The sequence below is a fragment of the Microbispora amethystogenes genome (genome assembly GCF_016863015.1).
Lineage (GTDB): Bacteria > Actinomycetota > Actinomycetes > Streptosporangiales > Streptosporangiaceae > Microbispora > Microbispora amethystogenes.
Map to the genome: position 1 here is coordinate 1 of NZ_BOOB01000066.1, position 16,331 is coordinate 16,331.

Below are 16,331 nucleotides of genomic sequence, written 5' to 3' on the forward strand. Positions count from 1 at the left end.
CTCCCACCGCCACCTGCACCAGCCCCTGATCCGCACCTCCTGATCGGGGAGCCCTGATCGGTGGACACTGAGCCTCCGGTGCGCGGGACCTCCACCCGCGCACCGGAGGCACGCCGCACGGCCTCACAGTCCCCTGGCGAGGAGATCCTTGGCGGCCTGCGGCGCCTTGGCCGGCGATCCCGCGTCGTACGGCGGTTGCGGGTCGTACTCGATGGCGAGCTGGATCGCCTCGGCCGTGGTCTGACCGGCGACGCGCGCGACGAGCGCGAGCGCCATGTCGATGCCGGAGGAGACCCCCGCGGCGGTGACGATCTTCCCCTGGAACACCACCCGCTCGGCCGTGTAGACCGCGCCGAACGACTCCAGCACGTCCGCCGCGCCCCAGTGGGTCGTCGCCGAGAGCCCGGCGAGCAGCCCGGCGGCTCCCAGCAACGGCGAGCCGGTGCACACCGAGGTCGTCCAGGTGCTCGTCTCGTGTATCCCGCGGATCCAGCCGAGAAGCTCCTCGTCGTCCAGCAGCCCGCGCGCTCCCGGGCCTCCGGGAACGACCAGGACATCGCAGGAGCCGACCTCGGCGAACGCCGCGCCGGCGGTGAGCGCCAGCCATGCCGGGACGTCGCGCACCGGCCCGGGCGTGGCGGCCGCGAACACGATCTCGGCGTCCGGCAGGAACCTGAGCACCTCGTACGGGCCGACGGCGTCCAGCGGGGTGAACCGGTCGAAGAGCGGTATGACGATGCGCACGGGGACACCCTCCGGCGGCGGACGAGCGGGACGGGCGGAGGTCAGGACGATACCTGTCCTGTCTCGGTGGAAGTGCAGGGGGAGGCCGAGGTGGGGTCGAGATCCTCGAGCGACGCGTCAGCCGAGGCGAGCCAGGCGCGTACGGCGGCGTCGTGTTCGCCGAGCGCCGGCGGCGGCTCCGCCGGGCGGACCAGGTCCTCGGAGTAGCTCACCGGGTGGCGCACCTGCGGCGCGCGGTCCGGCCGGGGGCGTACGGCCGGATCGAGGCCGAGGCGCTCGGCCAGGCCGAACGCCTCGCCGATGTCCGCGACGCAGCCCGCGGGCACCTGTTCGGCGGTCAGCCGTTCCTGCCATTCGGCCGCGTCCGCGGCGGCGAGGAGGCGTTCCAGTGCCGCGACGAGCTCCTCGCGGTTGGCCACCCTGGAGGCGTTCGTCGCGAAGCGTTCGTCGGCGGCCAGCCCGGGATCGCCGAGCACGCGGGTGAGCCGGGCGAACTGGCCGTCGTTGCCGCAGGCCACGGCGAGCAGGCCGTCTCGGCAGCGCAGGGTCTCGTACGGCGCGATGGAGGGGTGGCGGTTGCCCATCCGCCCCGGCGGCGCGCCGGTCTCCAGGTAACCCTGCGCCTGGTTGACCAGCGCGGCGAGCAGGCTGGACAGCAGGTTCACCTCGACGTGGCATCCCTTCCCGGTGTTCGCCCGGGCGGCCAGCGCGGCCAGGATCCCGATGGCGGCGTCCTTGCCGGTCAGCACGTCGACCAGGGCCACCCCGGCCTTCGTCGGCTCCCCGTCGGCCGCGCCGGTGACCGACATGAGCCCGCCCACGGCCTGGACGATGAAGTCGTAGCCCAGCAGGCCGGCGCCGGTACCCGCGCCGAAGCCGCTGATCGTGCAGTAGACGACCCCCGGGTTCGCGGCCGCGACCTGCGCGTAGCCCAGCCCGCGCCGGTCGAGCGCGCCCGGCCGGAAGTTCTCCACGAGCACGTCGGCGCGCCGGGCCAGCTCGCGGGCGAGCGTCAGGTCGGCCGGATCGTCCAGGTCCAGCGTGACGCTCCGCTTGGTGCGGTTCACGCTCTCGAAGTACGTCGAGGAGGTGGCCGTCGAGGAGGTGGTCGTCGAGGAGGTGGCCGACCACGGCGGTCCCCACGAACGGGTGTCGTCCCCGGTGCCGGGGCGCTCGACCTTGACCACGGTCGCGCCCAGGTCGGCCAGGGTCATCGTGCAGGACGGGCCGGCCAGCACGCGGCTGAAGTCGGCGACGAGCACGCCGTGGAGCGGACGGGTCACGACACAAAACATACTAAATCGGATGTACGCGTAGCTTCTTGGCCGTCTTGCGACCGTAGCCTGGTGTAAGTCATTCGCGAAGTTTCACGCGTTAGGGTCGTTTTATGCGGGTTACCACCGACGCTGACGTACGACGGGTGTTCGACCGGATCGCGGATCGGTACGACGACCAGATGCGGGTCTGGGAGCGGCGCCTGTTCCCCGGCAGCCGGGAATGGGCCGTCGGGCAGGCGCGCGGCCACGTCGTGGAGATCGCGGTCGGCACCGGGCTGAACCTGCCGCTCTACGACGCCGGGACCACCGTGGTCGGGATCGAGTTGTCCGAGCGCATGCTGGACCTGGCACGGCGGCGGGTGGCCCGGGACGGCCTCGGCGCGCGGGTGGAACTGCGGCAGGGCGACGCGCAGCGCCTCGACCTGCCCGACGGCGTCGCCGACACCGTGCTGTCCACGTTCACGATGTGCACGATTCCCGACCCCGCCGCGGCGGCCCGTGAGGCCTACCGGGTGCTCCGGCCGGGCGGGCGGTTCGTGCTGGCCGAGCACGGGCCCTCCAGCAACCCGATCCTCCGGGCCGGGATGCGGCTGGTGGAACCCCTGTTCGTCCGGTTCGAAGCCGACTATCTCACCCGCGACCCCCGGCCGTACCTGGAGCGGGCGGGGTTCGAGATCGAGTCGGTCGCCCGGGCGGCGCGCGGCGTCAGCTTCCGGGTGCTGGCTGTACGGCCCTGACACGCCTATGGGTTTTAATCATTTGCCTAGTGTCATTAGGAATGACTAGCCTCGCCGCTCATGAGGCCGGTCACCGAGCACGAAGTGCGCACGTCGTTCATCAACTGTTCCAAGGGCGAGGCCAAGCGTCTCGACCTGCCCAGGGACCTCGCGGATCGTCCGTGGGAAGACCTCGACTTCCTCGGCTGGCGGGACCCGGGCGCACCGGAGCGGGCGTACGTGGTGGCGGAACGTGACGGCTCCCTCGTCGGGATCGCGCTCCGGGTGACCTCCGGCGTCTCGCGTAGCTTCACCTCCCGCAGCATGTGCTCACTGTGCCTGACCACCCACACCAGCGGCGGCGTGGCGCTGATGACCGCGCGCCGGACCGGCGAGGCGGGCCGTCAGGGGAACACCGTCGGGCAGTACCTGTGCACCGACCTCGACTGCTCCCTCTACCTGCGCGGCAAGAAGGAGGCTCCCGGGGCCGGGGTCGTCGAGGAGTCGCTCACCGTTGAGGAGAAGGTCGCCCGCACGAGAGCCAACCTCTACTCCTTCCTCGACCGGGTCGCGAACGGCTGACCGCCGGTGGGCGATCAGAGGGACATCCAGCAGTAGAGGTGCTGTTCCTGCCGGACGGCGCGCACCGCCAGGTCGCGCAGGTCGCCGAGGATCTCCGCGACCTCGGCCGGGTCCGTGTCGCCCCAGAACTCCTCCGTACGCGACCAGGGCTCCGCCACGGCCCGGATCTCCTCGTCGCCGGCCGCCGCGAGCGCCGCGGCGAACTCGTCGGCGAGGGCGAAGACGGCCTGTTCCCCCTCGTCGCCGATCCTGAGCACCCGGGCGTGCCCGGGCCGGTCGGTGATGTCCTCGTATCGATGTCCGGTGAGCAGGGCCTCCAGGGTTCCCATCATCACGTGCGGGTCGATGCCCTTGAGTTCGGCGCTGTCCTTCGGCTCGACGCCATCGGGCGGGCAGGTGGGACCGGCAGGCCAGTCGTGGACGGCCACAGCTTCGTCGTCCGTGCCGGCCCTGAAGTAATCGAAGAGGACTCCCATGATCGGGCAGCGTGCCAGGAACCGGGGCTCACCGCCATGGAAGCGCCGAAACCGGCGGGATTGGAGAGAATCGGCGGTATGAACACGAAGCCTGTCAACCTGACCGAGGCGCTGGCGTCGTTCGATGACGTCTACAGTCCGCGCATCGTGGCGCGGATGAACGACTACGACGTGCGGATCGCCCACACCCTGGGGGAGCACGTCTGGCATGTCCACGAGGACACCGACGAGTTCTTTCTCGTCCTCGACGGCCGGTTCGACATCGCCATACGCGACGCCGCCGGTGATGAGACGACGGTGGTGCTCCACAAGGGCGACACGTTCGTCGTCCCCAGGGGCACCGAGCACAAGCCGTCGTCGCCCGGAGGATCGATCCTGATGTTCGAGCCGTCGGGAACCCTGACGACCGGGGATCGCCACGACGGAGAGGTCCCGGCCAACGTGGACAGCACCACAGGCCACGAACTGCCCTGATTCGCCCGCACGCCGCCGCGCGCTTGTCAGGCCTGGTCCTTCCTGCGGCCGCGGGCGATCAGCCAGAGGAGCCACGCCTGGAAGAGCCCGGCGGCGGTGAACATGAGCAGGAAGATCTGCGGACCCGGTGGGTCGTCCGGCAGCGAGGCGAGCGGCAGGAACATGAGAAGCATCGATATCGGCGCGGTCACCGCGAAGAGAACGACCGCTTCCAGACCTTGACTGCCCGGCCTGTGCGTCGAGATCGCGACGTAGACCGTCGCGGCGACGACGATCAGCGCGTAGGGTCCGGCGATCGACGCGGCGAAGCCTCCGCGTTCGTATCGGGAGACGTAGCGGGTCAGTGCTCGCAGAGGTCGCATGGTCCCCACTTTGACCGACTGCGGGCGGCCTGTCCTGAGCGTGAATACTCAAGTGGCCCTGCGTGCGCCGCCAGGCGCGTGCGGCACGTCCCGCACGGCACGGCGGCCGCGTGGTCATGGCTACCCATCATCCGGCCGATGTGGCTCGCGGGCCCGGCCAGTTCACGGCCGGGCACGCCGCCGCTCCGGACGCGAGGCAGCCCTCGCGGGCGCGGACGTCGAGCCACGCCTGATGAGCGGCGTAGATCCGGTGCAGCCCGTCCTGCTCCTGGCGCAGCGTCAGGAAGTCGTCAAGGCATCGAAGCAGCGTCTCGACTGCGCGGGCGTCGGTGTCGGGGTCCAGGTCACGCGGGTTCTTCGGGCCTTCCGGCTCGGTCAGACGCAGGACCAGGTTCCACCAGACGACGTTGTCCCCACACCCGGCACGGGTCACCAGCCATTCCTGGAAGCCGGTGAGCAGGCTGCGAGCATTGCCGTGATCGCAACCCTCGACGAACGCGACGACACCGGTGAAGTCGGCCCGGGGCAGGTAGACAAGCGGCCGCTTCCGGAGCGCTGCGAACAGCTCCCGGTAGTCCTCGATCCTCAACCCGCTTCACCGCCTGTTCGTCCGTCGACGAGCCCGGGCGCTTCACCGCGGTGACGATCGTCGTCCTGGTGGTGCGTCCGGTGGGGCCGATTGACGAGGCCGGCCTTCCTCCGGGCTCTTGGTCGTGGAAACGCAGTGCGGGCGAGCAAAAGAAGGATCAAGGTCGACGAGTAGAGTGCGCCGCCTGGCTCCCGGTCGTACGGTCAGCCTGGTGCGGTGGAGGGGGCCGGGTGGTCCTGGTGGTCGTTGCGGACCAGAGTGCGGGTGGCGCGGTCGAGGAGGCTCGCGGTCACGGCGAGGACGATGAGCGCGGCGCCCGCGGTCAGCGTCGCCTGGGCGTTGAAGGCCGAGGCGGCGAGGGCCGTGACGGCGAGCCCGGCCGGTCGCAGGATGAAGGATCCCGCGTAGTCGAACGACGAGACCCGTGACAGCGACGAGTTGGGGATGTGCTGCTGGAGCGCCGTCTCCCACAGGGTGTTGGGGAAGGTGGTCGCGATCCCGGCCAGGAGCCCGCAGAGGATGAGCGGGATCGGTTCCGGCGCGACTCCGAGCACGACGATCAGCGGAGCCGCCGGCAGCATCATGAGCCGCCCGGTGAACAGGAGGCGGCGCGGCCGGAACCGTACGGCGAGGGCGTTGCCCAGCACGTCGCCGATGCCGAGGCTCGCGGTGACCGCTCCCCAGAGCAGGCCGCCGTTGTCCGAGCCGGACAGCGACACCGGCCCCAGCACGTAGAGGAAGGAGTAGACGAAGTTGAAGATCATGAACATGGCGATGCCCGTCCAGACCCAGGATCGCTTCGCGACCTCCTGCCACCCGCCGCGGAAGTCACGGAGGAAGCCGCCGCCCTCGGACGCGGGCCGGGCGGGGACCGCCAGCCGGCGGAGGAACAGCAGGCTGCCCAGGAAGGTCAGCCCGTCGGCGACGAGCACCCAGCCGGCGCCGGCCAGGACCACCGCCAGTCCCGCGATCATCGGCCCGACGCTCACCGAGATGTTGCGGGTGAGCGACAGCAGGGCGTTGGCCTCCTGAAGCAGGCGCGGCGGCACGGTCTCGGCGACCAGCCCGACCGACGCGGGCATGAAGAGGGCGCTCGCCGCGCCGGCGAGGCCGTGCAGCGCGATCATCGCCCAGAGCGGCGGATGTCCCGTCAGCAGGAGCAGGCCGAACGTGATCTGCGAGGCCGCGCTGACGGCGTCGGACAGCACCATCAGGCGCTTGCGCGGCAGGCGGTCGGCCCACACGCCGCCGCCCAGCATGAACACGATCTGGGCCGCCGAGTACGCCGCCAGCACCAGGCCGAGGTCGGCCGCGGAGCCGGTGGCCTCGAGCACGCCGAAGGACAGCGCGACGGGTGTCAGGGCGCTGCCCACCGAGGAGAGGGCGCTCGCGAGGAACTGGTTGCGGAACTGCGTGAACCCGGCCAGTTCCGCGAGGTTGCGCCAGTGGACCGCGGCCATCAGAGGCCGGTCGGCTCGAACTCGACGACGTACTCCCGCATGACCCTGCGGGCGGCGGCGCGAATGCCGCGCTCGTCCGGCCCGGTCAGCCTGAAGCGCCCGGGCACGTGGAAGTAGCCGCCGGTCCCGTCGAAGACGTCCCCCGGCTCCGGCAGCACCTCGGCGTACACCTGGGGGACGATGCCCGTCATCGGCGTACGGTGGACCACCCGGCCGGGGCGGAGGGCGGGTTCGGGCATCACCACCCACCCGGCCGGAGCGTCGCCGAAGCGGGCGCCCGCCGACTCCAGCGGCATGCCCAGGACCGTACGGAAGCTCTCCGTCACCAGGTCGACGCCGTGGAGTTCCCGGTGGACGTAGGGCACCTCGGCGCCGCCGGCGCGCATCCCCGCTTCGAGGAACACCAGGCCGCCGTCGGGCCGGCGGATGATTTCGAGGTGGAAGCAGCCGGTCTCCAGGCCGAGAGCCGTGAGACACGCGACGGCGAACTCGCGAAGCTCGTCCCGCAGCGGGCCCGGATCGAGCGTCGCCGAGCCGAGCGGCCTGCCCCGCAGGAAGTCCAGGGGCGTGTTGACGTAGCCGGAGACGCTCAGGAAGTGCGGCAGGCCCCCGGAGAGGACGCCGTCCGCGTGGTAGATCTCGGTGGAGACGAACTCCTCGCACTCGAACGCCGTGACGTCGAGACCGTCGAGCTCGGCGGCGAGTTCCGCCTCGTCGCGGATGATCCGCACCCCGACGGAACCGGCCTCGGCCCGCGGTTTGAGGACGAGCGGGAAACCGATCCCGGCGGTGATCTCGGCGATCGTGGTGGAGGCGCCGAGCTCCATGAACCGGGGCACCGGCAGGCCCCGCTTCGCCAGCCGCTCCTTCATCACGATCTTGTCCTTGAACGCCCGCACCAGGTCGGCGCCCGGGCCCGGGGCGCCGAACTCCTCGCGCAGCAGCGCCGCCGTCAGCACGTCGAACTCGGAGAGCGCGACGACCCCGTCGAACCGTCCGTACCGCTCGGCGAGGTCCCGCGCGGCCGGCACCAACGTCGCGAGCCGCAGGTCGGGAAGGGAGCTGACCCGGCCCGGCTCGACCGGGCCCAGCGCCGTCGTCCGCATCGGCAGGGTCAGGTACGACAGGTCGCACGGCTGATCCGCGCAGTAGCGGAAATACTCGGCGTCGCTGTCGTCGTAGCGGTTGACGACGAGGTAGTGCGGGCGGTCCGGCATCGTCGTTTCCGTCGGTCGGAGTGGCAAAGGACAGTGGCAAAAGGACAGTGGGAAAGAACAGTGGCGAGGGTCAGGCCAGGGCGTACCGCGAGGTGGCGGGCAGGACCGGCACGAGGTCGCCGATGCTCATCGTGCCGAATCCCAGCGGACGCGTGGCCTCGCGCGGTGACGTCGGGGCCAGGAAGTCCGCCAGCCGGGGCTCTCCCACACCGCCGAGATCCTCCCAGATGCGGCGGCTCAGCCGGGGCATGATCGGGAATCCGAGGACGCTCACCCCCTTGAGCCACCAGTAGGGGCTCTCGTCGAGGTCCGCGCCGCTCCGCCACCAGGCGTCGAAGGCCTCCAGCGCCCGGGAGGTCGCGACGACCGGGCCGTCCAGCGCCGACCGCTGCCGGTCCAGCAGCGTCTCCAGCCGCGTGAGCTGCGCAGCCGAGATCGCCTCCGGCACGGAGACCCCGGCGAGCCCACGGCGGGCTCGTTCCAGCAGGGGCGTCAGGCCGCCGGCCAGTCGCTGGTTGACCACCTCGACGAACGACTCCGGCTCCATGCTCTCCCGGCGCTCCTCCAGCCGGGTCCCGGCGAGGAAGTACCGTACGGCGTCGACGTCGACGTTCGGGGTGCCGGCGATGTCGGCGGCCCCGATCACGTGGCCCCTGCTGGTGGAGAACTTCTCCCCTTCGAGCCCGTAGAACTCGTTGATCAGCGTCCGGTCGTACGTCTTCATGTCCCCGTGGAGCAGCGACGTGCCGACGATGCAGACGAGCGTGGGGACGACGTTGTCGACGCCGAGACTGGTGACCGTGACGACGTCCGAGCCGGGGTCGAACGCGTTGACGCCGGTGCCGCTCAGCGAGCCGTGGACGGCGCCGGTCAGCCGGGCGAACATGAAGATCCCGGCGTACGGGAAGAGCGTGCGCGGCACGCCAGGGTCCACCTCGTCCAGCGGGATCCCCCAGCGTTCCGGGGCGCTGACGCGCACCATCCCCCCTTCGCGGCTGAGGTAGCGCCTGACCGTCTCCTGGTAGCGCGCGGGGACCCCGATGTCCGCCATCCGCGCCCCCAGGTCGCGGGGGTCGGCCGGCCGCAGGAACAGCGAGGTGATCTCCCGCCACTCAAGCGGGCCCACTCCGTTGGTGCCCTCGGGGTCGCGCAGGTTCTCCGGGCGGAAATGTCCTCCGCAGGCCTCGCAGAAGTAGCTTCCCGCGCCGGCGTCGCAGTCCGGGCACCGGCCCGCGAGCCAGGGGCCCACGGCGAACCGCCCCGCGGAGGGGCTGTAGGGCACCCGCTCGCGCAGCGTCGTCACGGCGCCCCGCTCCCGCAGCCGCCGGAGGCAGCCGGCCACCTCGCCCTCGAACGCCGTACGCCACGGCTCCTCGGCCGGGTTGACGAACGCGTCGAGGCCGATGTCCATCGCGGCCAGGTCCTCGGCGATGAGCGCGTGGTATTCGGCGGCGATCTCGCCTTCGGGGCGTCCGTCGACGGCCGACTTGAGCGTCATGTACGGCTCGTAGACGTCGATCCCCGTGATCGTGAGGGGCAGGTCCCCCCTCATCCGGGCGAACCGGCTGAGCATGTCCGACCGCAGGTAGGGGCCGGCGATGTGGCCTAAGTGGAGCCGTCCGTTGGGGGTCGGCTCGGGCGGGACCAGCAGGTAGTGGCGCGGGGGGCGGGAGCCCGCGCTGCGGATGAGGCCCGTGGAGCGAGTGCTCATGAGCGACCACTTCCAAGTGACTGGGGTTCCAGGTAACCGGGGCTGAGAAGAGCGAGGGCGCGTTCGGCGATCGCGGGCGCCAGGCGGAAGCCCGATCCGTTGCCGCCGACCGCGACCACGACGCCGGGGTGATCGGGCACCGGTTCGACCAGCGGCAGCCGGTCGGGGGTGTAGCCGTCGTAGAAGGCGCGCCCGCCGGAGAGCGCCCCGGCCAGCCAGGGGACGTACCGGCGCAGCACGCGCACCGCCTCTCGGTGATCCCCGTCGCTCAGGGCGGGCGGCCCCAGGACCGGAGAGCCGTCCCACTCCTGGGAGGTGAAGCTGAAGAGCCAGCGGCCGCTCTCCGGCTGCGGCAGCAGGAACGCGTCGTCGTCCTCGAAGATCAGCGCGGGCGCGTCGCCGGCGGGCCGGAGGTCCAGATGGAACGCGGCGACCTTCTTGATCCGCAGCCCGGCCGCCCGCATCCGCTCGCCGAACGGTCCGTGCAACGCCCACGGGCCGGTGGCGACGACCGCCGTACGGCACCACGCGAGTGCCCGTCCGCCCTCGCCGGCCAGGAGAAACCCGTCCCCGTACGGCCGCAGGGAGGTGACCTCCTCGTCCTCCCGGACGGCGCAGCCGGAGCGGCCCCGCTGCTCGTCGAGGAGCGCGCGGGTCAGCCCGGCGACGTCGGCGCGCCAGGAGCCGCCGGAACGGAGCAGAGCCTGGTCGCCGGATGGGCGCAGCCCGGGAAAGACGCCGCTGAGGGCGTCCGGGTCGGCCTCCTCCAGGACGGGACCGGCCATCGTCTCCCGGAGACGGCCGACGTTGTCGCGCGCCAGCAGCCAGAAGGTGTCGAGGGGACGGACGGGCAGGCCGGGCCGTCCGGCTCTGAGCCGCCGGTAGAGGGCGGTGCTCCGGGCCGCGAGCTCGCGCTGCCGTTCGTCCCGCCCCGTCGGCACGTCGAGCCCCGCCGACAGACCCGTCGCGTTGGGGCTCCCCTGGTCCAGTTGGTCCAGTTGGTCCAGCTGGTCCACGGTGAGCAGGCGCAGGCCCGGTTCCCGCTCCAGGGCGAGATGGCCGGTCATCGCGCCGACGATGCCGGCTCCGACGACCGCGAGGTCGAACTCCCGGAGGGCGCCGGTCATCCGGTCGTGCCCCACCAGATCGACAGCACGGAGAGCGGGACGCCGCGGTCCGCCATCGCGACATGTTCGGCGAAGGGCGCGAAACCGAGCAGATCGCCCTTGCCGACCTCGTACGGCCGGCCCTCGTAGAGCACCGTTCCGGTGCCGTCGAGGACCAGCCAGATCTCCTTCACGGCGTGGCTGTCGGGCGGCGTCGCGCCGCCGGGGGCCACCGTGAAGCGCGCCATCGAGAAGGGACGGTCGCCGTCGAACGGCCCGAGGAGCGCGGCCCATTCGTCCAGCTCCTCGAACTCGCGCGGCAGCGCCTCGAAGCCGAGCCGGGGGAGGCTCATGTGTTGTACCTCCGGTAACCGAGAATCGCGTTGAGGATGACCGCGCTGCGCCACGCCAGCAGGCTGAGGTTGGGATCGGCGATGCCCCAGGCGTGCCGGGCGCCGTTCTGCAGGAAGACGCGGCCAGAGGTCCGCAGGTCCAGCGACAGTGCGTAGTCGTCGCCGACCACGAGCCCGTCGGAGGTTCTGGCCAGGTGGGGAGCGAGCTCGGCCATGCAGTCCGGAAGGCGGTACTCGTACCCGGTCGCGAGGACCACGACGTCGGAGCGGACGACCGGGGCGTGCGGGCCCTTCACCTCCAGCTCCCAGCCGTCGGAGAGCCGGGCGCAGCCGGTGACCTCCGACCGGGGCATCAGGCGAAGCCAGTCCTTGCGGCCCAGCAGGCACTCGTGCCGGTAGCGCTCGCGGTAGACGTCCTGGAGCGTCGCGAGGTCGATCCCGTCGCTCGCGTACTTCTGCTCGGCCAGCAGCTCCCGCTTGTCGGCCTGCGGCAGCCCGTGGAACTCCCGCGCGTACGCCGGGAAGAAGTACTCGTTGGTGAAGGGGGAGTCGTCCATCGGCAGGAACCCGGGCCTGCGGGTGATCCAGGTGATGCTGCGCGGTGGCTCGTCGAGACGCATGAGGTGGCGGACGATCTCCGCCCCCGACTGCCCGCCGCCGATCACCGCGACGGCCCGGCCGGGCAGTTCCCGGGGCCGCGACAGGAACTCCTCGGCGTGGAACACGTCGGCGCCCAGGTGGGGGCGCAGGAAGCCGGGGACGAACGGCGTCTGGCCGGTCCCGAGCACCACGTTCCGCGCCGTGACCTCGCCGCGCCCCGTGTCGAGGACGAAGTGCCCGTCAGAGGAACGCCCGTCAGAGGAACGCCCGGCACGGACGCGGACGCCGCGCACCTCCGCGCCGAACTCGATGGACGGGATGCTCCGGGAGGCCCACTGGAGATACTGGTCGAACTCGGCGCGCAGGACGGCCGGGAACTTCGCGGTGAGGAACTGGTACAACCTGCCCTCGTTGGCGAGGAAGGCGAGGAACGAGTAACGGCTGGTCGGGTCGACCAGCGTGACCAGGTCCTTGAGCGGCGAGACCTGCAAAGTCGCCTCGGGCAGCAGGAGGCCGGGATGCCAGGAGAAGCCGGGGCGCGCCTCGAAGTGCACGCTCCGCAGGTTCTCGACGTCGGCGCCGAGGGCCGCCAGGCTCAGGTTGGCCGGGCCGACGCCCACCGCCGCGTAGTCCAGGACGTCGCTCACGGGAGCACCGCCAGGTCGTCCAGGCTCTTCCAGAACGCCTGGACGGCCTCGTACGACTCCGCGGTGTAGCGCACGCTGGCGAGCCGCGAACGGCAGTCGCCGGTCGGGGGGATGGGTGTGCCGGGTGGGATGACCAGCTGCCTGCCGATGACCTCCGGCCGGCCGTCCAGTTCGTCCCATCCGCGGATCCCGCTGTAGGAGTCGAGGTCGTCGGCCGTGAGGAAACGTATGGCGGCGTACGGCGCGGCGGGCGTGCCGAACGCCGGCAGCTCCGCGGCGCCGACGCCCAGCCCCGCCGCGAGCATGACCGCGGCGAGGTCGGTCCCGGTGGCGAGCCGGATCAGCTCGGGGATCCCGTCGCCGGGCAGCCGGGCGCCGAGCTCCATCAGGACCGGCCCCTCGTCGCTCAGCCGCACCTCGCAGTGGAACGGCCCGGCGGTCACGTTCAGCGCCCGGACCACCTGTTCCGTGTACGCGACGACCTCGCTCGCCACGTCGTCCGGGAGGTCGGCCGGCGTCAGGTGCCCCAGCTCGACGAAACGCGGCTCGGCGCCGAGAACCGTCCTGGTGATCGCGACGACGGTGGCCCGGCCGTCCTCGACGTAGCCGTCTGCGCTGACCTCCTCGCCCGCGACGTACTGCTCGACGACGACGGTGTGCCCCATCGGGCGGCCGAGGTCGAGCTCCCGGTCGCCGGTCAGGGCGGCGTACGCGGCGGCGAGCCCCGCCCAGTCGTCGGCCCTGCTCACGTGGATGCTGCCGGAGGACTCCACCGGCTTCATGACGCACGGGAAGCCGACGGTCCCGGCCGCCGTGCGCAGCTCCTCCGGCGAGGACGCCTCGGCGAAGCGCGGCGTGCGCAGCCCGGCGGCGGCGACCCGCTCGCGCATGCGCGCCTTGTTCCGTACGGCGTCCACGGTCTCCACGGGCAGGCCGGGCAGGCCCAGACGCGCCGCGAGCCTGGCCGTCGTGGCCACGTAGAAGTCGCAGCCCGGGAGCACCGCGGCGAGCGGTTCACGCTCGTGGTGCTCGGCGACCACGTCGAACAACGTCCGCTCGTCGTTGGTGTCCACGGTGAGCACCGTGGAGGCGAGCTTTCTCAGGTCGGGGGGTATCTCGCAGTCGCCCACGTCCTGCGAGGCGATCACGACTGTCATGCCGAGGTGGTGCGCGAGCCGGGCGACGTCTGCGCCGCCGGAGACCGGTTCTACGACGAGGACGGACGAGCCGACCGGATCGAACACGGACTGACCTCCACTTCCGGGTTCATGACTGCTTGGCCGTAGTGTTGACTACCAGCTCCCCCTCTCCGATCACTATCCGCACGTCGACCGAGGCCAGCTCGCCGAGACTGCCCAGGTGGGTGCCGCCGCAGGGGAGCCGGGCGTGACCCGGGGGCAGCGCGCAGCTCCACCAGCGGCGGGAGTTGATCCAGGGCCCGTCGGTGTCGATCGCGATCCGCCCGCCGCCGGCGATCCACTCCGCCAGCCGGGCCGTGACGCCCTCGCGCACCGCGTCGAGCCGCCCGGAGAGGGCTTCGGCGTCGAAGCCCGCCCTGCGGAGCGACTTGCCGAGGCGGTAACGGTCGACGCTCTCCCAGGGGGTGATGCTCGACCGGGTGATCGCCGTCTGGTCGAAGTCGGGACTGCCGAGACAGTCCGTACGCGGGACCTTGCGCCACAGGTCGCGCAGCTCCGTGTTCAGGGCGAGGGACATCAGGTGGCAGGCGGTGTGCGCGGCGCTCAGGCTCGACCGCCGCGCCACGTCCACCGCCAGGCCCGCCTGTTCGCCGGCGAGATCCGCCGGGTCCCCGTCCGGCGGCGTCTCGAGGACGTGACCGACCAGGAAGGACCAGCCCGGGTCCGTACGGCGGGCGGGGATCGCCTCCGCCCGGTACAGCGTGCCGTCCGGCCCGGCCGCCATCGTGACGGTGTCGACGACGGCGTGCTCCCGGCCCCCGAGCGTCAGGGTGCCCCGGTCGCCCGGCTGGTCGGGCCAGGTGTGGTCGAGCGGGTGGAACGGCGTCCGGTCGGTGGCGATCACGAACGGGCCGTCGTCGCCGGCCGCCTCCGCGAGGACGACGGTGGCCTCACAGGCGCTCACGCCCTGCGGGAACAGGGCGACGGTGCTGGGGGCCGAGGTGGTTTCGCCCATGGCGCGGTCCTTGTCCTTACACGAAAGGGATCAGACGGCGAACGCGGTGTCGATGATACGGCCGCGCATTCTCCGGTGTCCGGCGGAAGGAACGAGGTCCCGGACCACGCAGACGCGCTGGAGCCAACGGTCCCGGCCGTCGTACCTGGGGGTGAACTCCGAGCGGCCGTGGACAGCCCTGCGGTTGTCGACGATCAGCAGGTCTCCCGTGTCGAGGCACACCCACCGCCTGACCTCGTGGAGCACCGCGTGCAGCCGCTTCAGGGCGGCGTCCGCCTCGGGCACGATCCCCATCATGAGGTCGGGGTCGACGGTGAGATAGGGGTCGAAGGGGTCGCCGTAGAGCACGCGAAGCAGCGGCCCGTTGCCCTTCGTGCCGTGGGAGCTGCCGAACGAGTAGTCGATCCCGGTCCGGTAGAGGGGCTCGCTGAGGATCGCGCGCTCGCGGAGGCTCAACCGGGGCAGGGCCATCCGCAGGCTGGCGCTGATCGTCCTGGCCGCCCCCTCGTGGTCGGGCCGCAGGCAGTGCAGCAGCACGTAGTCGGGCATGAAGGGGTGGAACGCCGTCTCGGTGTGGTAGTCGAGCAGGATGGCCGAGCTCTCGGAGGAGAGCTTCGCGGCGTTGTGGGGCGTCGGCACCACGTTCTGGAACAGCAGGCCGTTCTTCTCCTGCCGGTAGCCGATGGGCTCGCCCAGCGCCTGCGCGAAGGCCGCCAGCCACAGCTCGCTGAGCGGGTTGGCGAAGCGGACGCGCGCCTTCGGGTCGGCGGGGGTGGGGGGCAGCCCGGGGTCCACGGGCAGGCCCTTCACCAGCAGGACGCCCGAGTCGGTGCCGTGCTGGCGGAACCGGCTCACCGCCTGCCTGACGACGCGCGGCATCTCGTGGAACCGCAGTTCGGCCTCGCGGAGGAACGCCTCCTCGTCGGTCTCCGAGTCGGGCAGGAACCCGTCGGCGAGCCCGGTGAACAGGTGGGCGTAGACACCGGCGTCGACGACGTGCGGCCCGGGCTCGTTCTTCAGGTTCTCCGTGGGGGAGAAGTCCCGGCCGGAGAACCGGTAGGCGCCGGTCACCTCGGCCGCCCGGTCGGCGGCCGACCCCTGGTGCCGGCCGTCCAGCAGCCAGGAGAGCAGGTTGAGCAGGAGCCGCGCGTTGTCCTCGCGGCCGAGGAAGGGACGCGCGAACATCTCGGCGTTGCCCACCGCGGCGACCCTGCCCGACCCGTGCCGCGCCGTCCCCAGGAAGATCTGCCCGTCCTTCTCCACCAGGCCGGTCAGCGGGAGGCGGGCGCCGACGGGCTTGGGCCGGTAGAGGTACGCCCGGGAGACGCCCTCCAGCGCGGGGTGCGTGCCGGTGACCCCGGCCGCGAACTGGTAGGGCCGCACATGGGGCTGGGCCGGATCCGCGGGGTCGCCGATCGCCAGATGGCCCGAGACGAACCCGAACGGGGCGGGGCCCTGAGGCGGCCGCGGCCACTCCCCGTCCCCGAGGATCAGCACCGCGCCACCCTCCTGGACGTACCGGTCGAGGGCCTCGCACTCCCCGGAAGTGAAGACCGCTCCGTCGACGCCCGGAGCGGGAATGAGCACGAGGTCCAGGCCCTTGAGCGCGTCGCCTTCGAAACCGTTCTCGAGAGCGGCCACCGTTCCGCCCAGAAGGTCGACGGCCAATTCTCCGAGGTCGGCGACGACACTGACCTCGGAGAAGTCGGCGGCCCGGCCGGCTCCCGATTTCCGCTGAATGTCGAACCTCCACACCGCAGCGTGCACCAGATCGATACCGATCACCATGTCGGATCCTCCAGGTGAGACTTCGCGAGGTGAGACTTTCGCGTCCATCGGAGAGGCTAGAGGACGAAGTTCGGA

At 71.7% G+C, this 16,331-nt stretch carries 17 protein-coding genes; 3 read left to right on the forward strand and 14 right to left on the reverse strand.

Annotated elements, in window-relative coordinates; translation table 11 throughout:
* Positions 1 to 123: 123 nt before the first annotated feature.
* Both Mam01_RS34030 and Mam01_RS34035 read right to left on the reverse strand, forming a co-directional pair.
* A complete protein-coding gene (locus Mam01_RS34030) occupies positions 124 to 744 on the reverse strand; it encodes a DJ-1/PfpI family protein (protein ID WP_204289281.1) in 621 nt (206 codons plus the stop codon).
* 41 nt (positions 745 to 785) lie between these two features.
* Positions 786 to 2,027, reverse strand: coding sequence for a CaiB/BaiF CoA transferase family protein (locus tag Mam01_RS34035; protein ID WP_239101827.1), 1,242 nt, complete (start codon positions 2,025 to 2,027; stop codon positions 786 to 788).
* Between the two features lie 104 nt (positions 2,028 to 2,131).
* On the opposite strand from Mam01_RS34035, the gene Mam01_RS34040 reads away from it, so the two are divergent.
* Both Mam01_RS34040 and Mam01_RS34045 read left to right on the forward strand, forming a co-directional pair.
* Positions 2,132 to 2,758 carry a class I SAM-dependent methyltransferase gene (locus Mam01_RS34040; protein ID WP_204289283.1) on the forward strand — a complete coding sequence of 209 codons (627 nt, stop codon included), beginning with the start codon at positions 2,132 to 2,134 and terminating at the stop codon, positions 2,756 to 2,758.
* 60 nt (positions 2,759 to 2,818) lie between these two features.
* Positions 2,819 to 3,319, forward strand: a complete 501-nt coding sequence (locus Mam01_RS34045; protein WP_204289284.1) for an FBP domain-containing protein — start codon at positions 2,819 to 2,821, stop codon at positions 3,317 to 3,319.
* A 14-nt stretch (positions 3,320 to 3,333) separates the two neighbouring features.
* Here the strand turns inward: Mam01_RS34045 and Mam01_RS34050 are convergent, their stop codons facing one another.
* Positions 3,334 to 3,795 carry a hypothetical protein gene (locus Mam01_RS34050; protein ID WP_204289285.1) on the reverse strand — a complete coding sequence of 154 codons (462 nt, stop codon included), beginning with the start codon at positions 3,793 to 3,795 and terminating at the stop codon, positions 3,334 to 3,336.
* A 78-nt stretch (positions 3,796 to 3,873) separates the two neighbouring features.
* Between Mam01_RS34050 and Mam01_RS34055 the strand changes: the two genes are divergently transcribed.
* Entirely contained in the window at positions 3,874 to 4,269 is a 396-nt protein-coding gene (locus Mam01_RS34055; protein WP_204289286.1) for a cupin domain-containing protein, read from the forward strand.
* 26 nt (positions 4,270 to 4,295) lie between these two features.
* On the opposite strand, the gene Mam01_RS34060 is transcribed toward Mam01_RS34055, so the two are convergent.
* The 11 genes from Mam01_RS34060 to Mam01_RS34110 all read right to left on the reverse strand — a co-directional run bounded on the left by Mam01_RS34060 (position 4,296) and on the right by Mam01_RS34110 (position 16,256).
* Positions 4,296 to 4,631, reverse strand: a complete 336-nt coding sequence (locus Mam01_RS34060) for an SCO4225 family membrane protein (RefSeq protein WP_204289287.1) — start codon at positions 4,629 to 4,631, stop codon at positions 4,296 to 4,298.
* A 127-nt stretch (positions 4,632 to 4,758) separates the two neighbouring features.
* Positions 4,759 to 5,220 carry a hypothetical protein gene (locus tag Mam01_RS34065; protein WP_204289288.1) on the reverse strand — a complete coding sequence of 154 codons (462 nt, stop codon included), beginning with the start codon at positions 5,218 to 5,220 and terminating at the stop codon, positions 4,759 to 4,761.
* A 203-nt stretch (positions 5,221 to 5,423) separates the two neighbouring features.
* The gene (locus Mam01_RS34070; RefSeq protein ID WP_204289289.1) at positions 5,424 to 6,680 is read right to left on the reverse strand and encodes an MFS transporter; all 1,257 of its coding nucleotides are present in this window, start codon (positions 6,678 to 6,680) and stop codon (positions 5,424 to 5,426) included.
* The gene (locus Mam01_RS34075) at positions 6,680 to 7,897 is read right to left on the reverse strand and encodes an ATP-grasp domain-containing protein (RefSeq protein ID WP_204289290.1); all 1,218 of its coding nucleotides are present in this window, start codon (positions 7,895 to 7,897) and stop codon (positions 6,680 to 6,682) included. The genes Mam01_RS34070 and Mam01_RS34075 overlap by 1 nt, the downstream gene beginning before the upstream one ends.
* A 70-nt stretch (positions 7,898 to 7,967) precedes the next feature.
* Positions 7,968 to 9,608: a class I tRNA ligase family protein gene (locus tag Mam01_RS34080; RefSeq protein WP_204289291.1), complete on the reverse strand. Its 1,641-nt coding sequence runs from the start codon at positions 9,606 to 9,608 to the stop codon at positions 7,968 to 7,970.
* Entirely contained in the window at positions 9,605 to 10,735 is a 1,131-nt protein-coding gene (locus Mam01_RS34085) for an NAD(P)/FAD-dependent oxidoreductase (protein ID WP_204289294.1), read from the reverse strand. The genes Mam01_RS34080 and Mam01_RS34085 overlap by 4 nt, the downstream gene beginning before the upstream one ends.
* A complete protein-coding gene (locus Mam01_RS34090) occupies positions 10,732 to 11,067 on the reverse strand; it encodes a cupin domain-containing protein (RefSeq protein WP_150931120.1) in 336 nt (111 codons plus the stop codon). Before Mam01_RS34090 ends, Mam01_RS34085 begins: the two co-directional genes overlap by 4 nt.
* Entirely contained in the window at positions 11,064 to 12,314 is a 1,251-nt protein-coding gene (locus Mam01_RS34095) for a lysine N(6)-hydroxylase/L-ornithine N(5)-oxygenase family protein (protein WP_204289295.1), read from the reverse strand. The genes Mam01_RS34090 and Mam01_RS34095 overlap by 4 nt, the downstream gene beginning before the upstream one ends.
* A complete protein-coding gene (locus Mam01_RS34100) occupies positions 12,311 to 13,558 on the reverse strand; it encodes an ATP-grasp domain-containing protein (protein ID WP_204289296.1) in 1,248 nt (415 codons plus the stop codon). The genes Mam01_RS34095 and Mam01_RS34100 overlap by 4 nt, the downstream gene beginning before the upstream one ends.
* 22 nt (positions 13,559 to 13,580) lie before the next feature.
* Complete coding sequence (locus tag Mam01_RS34105; RefSeq protein ID WP_204289301.1) at positions 13,581 to 14,468, reverse strand: alanyl-tRNA editing protein; 888 nt, start codon at positions 14,466 to 14,468, stop codon at positions 13,581 to 13,583.
* Between the two features lie 30 nt (positions 14,469 to 14,498).
* On the reverse strand, positions 14,499 to 16,256 hold the full coding sequence (locus tag Mam01_RS34110; RefSeq protein WP_204289310.1) for a TauD/TfdA family dioxygenase: 1,758 nt from the start codon (positions 16,254 to 16,256) through the stop codon (positions 14,499 to 14,501).
* Positions 16,257 to 16,331: the final 75 nt, after the last annotated feature.

What these genes read in the sequence shown, in the direction of transcription:
- Mam01_RS34040 (WP_204289283.1), top strand. Translation starts at nt 2,132, where the DNA reads ATGCGGGTTACCACCGACGCTGACGTACGACGGGTGTTCGACCGGATC.
- Mam01_RS34045 (WP_204289284.1), top strand. Translation starts at nt 2,819, where the DNA reads ATGAGGCCGGTCACCGAGCACGAAGTGCGCACGTCGTTCATCAACTGT.
- Mam01_RS34050 (WP_204289285.1), bottom strand. Translation starts at nt 3,795, where the DNA reads ATGGGAGTCCTCTTCGATTACTTCAGGGCCGGCACGGACGACGAAGCT.
- Mam01_RS34055 (WP_204289286.1), top strand. Translation starts at nt 3,874, where the DNA reads ATGAACACGAAGCCTGTCAACCTGACCGAGGCGCTGGCGTCGTTCGAT.
- Mam01_RS34060 (WP_204289287.1), bottom strand. Translation starts at nt 4,631, where the DNA reads ATGCGACCTCTGCGAGCACTGACCCGCTACGTCTCCCGATACGAACGC.
- Mam01_RS34070 (WP_204289289.1), bottom strand. Translation starts at nt 6,680, where the DNA reads ATGGCCGCGGTCCACTGGCGCAACCTCGCGGAACTGGCCGGGTTCACG.
- Mam01_RS34075 (WP_204289290.1), bottom strand. Translation starts at nt 7,897, where the DNA reads ATGCCGGACCGCCCGCACTACCTCGTCGTCAACCGCTACGACGACAGC.
- Mam01_RS34080 (WP_204289291.1), bottom strand. Translation starts at nt 9,608, where the DNA reads ATGAGCACTCGCTCCACGGGCCTCATCCGCAGCGCGGGCTCCCGCCCC.
- Mam01_RS34085 (WP_204289294.1), bottom strand. Translation starts at nt 10,735, where the DNA reads ATGACCGGCGCCCTCCGGGAGTTCGACCTCGCGGTCGTCGGAGCCGGC.
- Mam01_RS34090 (WP_150931120.1), bottom strand. Translation starts at nt 11,067, where the DNA reads ATGAGCCTCCCCCGGCTCGGCTTCGAGGCGCTGCCGCGCGAGTTCGAG.
- Mam01_RS34105 (WP_204289301.1), bottom strand. Translation starts at nt 14,468, where the DNA reads ATGGGCGAAACCACCTCGGCCCCCAGCACCGTCGCCCTGTTCCCGCAG.
- Mam01_RS34110 (WP_204289310.1), bottom strand. Translation starts at nt 16,256, where the DNA reads ATGGTGATCGGTATCGATCTGGTGCACGCTGCGGTGTGGAGGTTCGAC.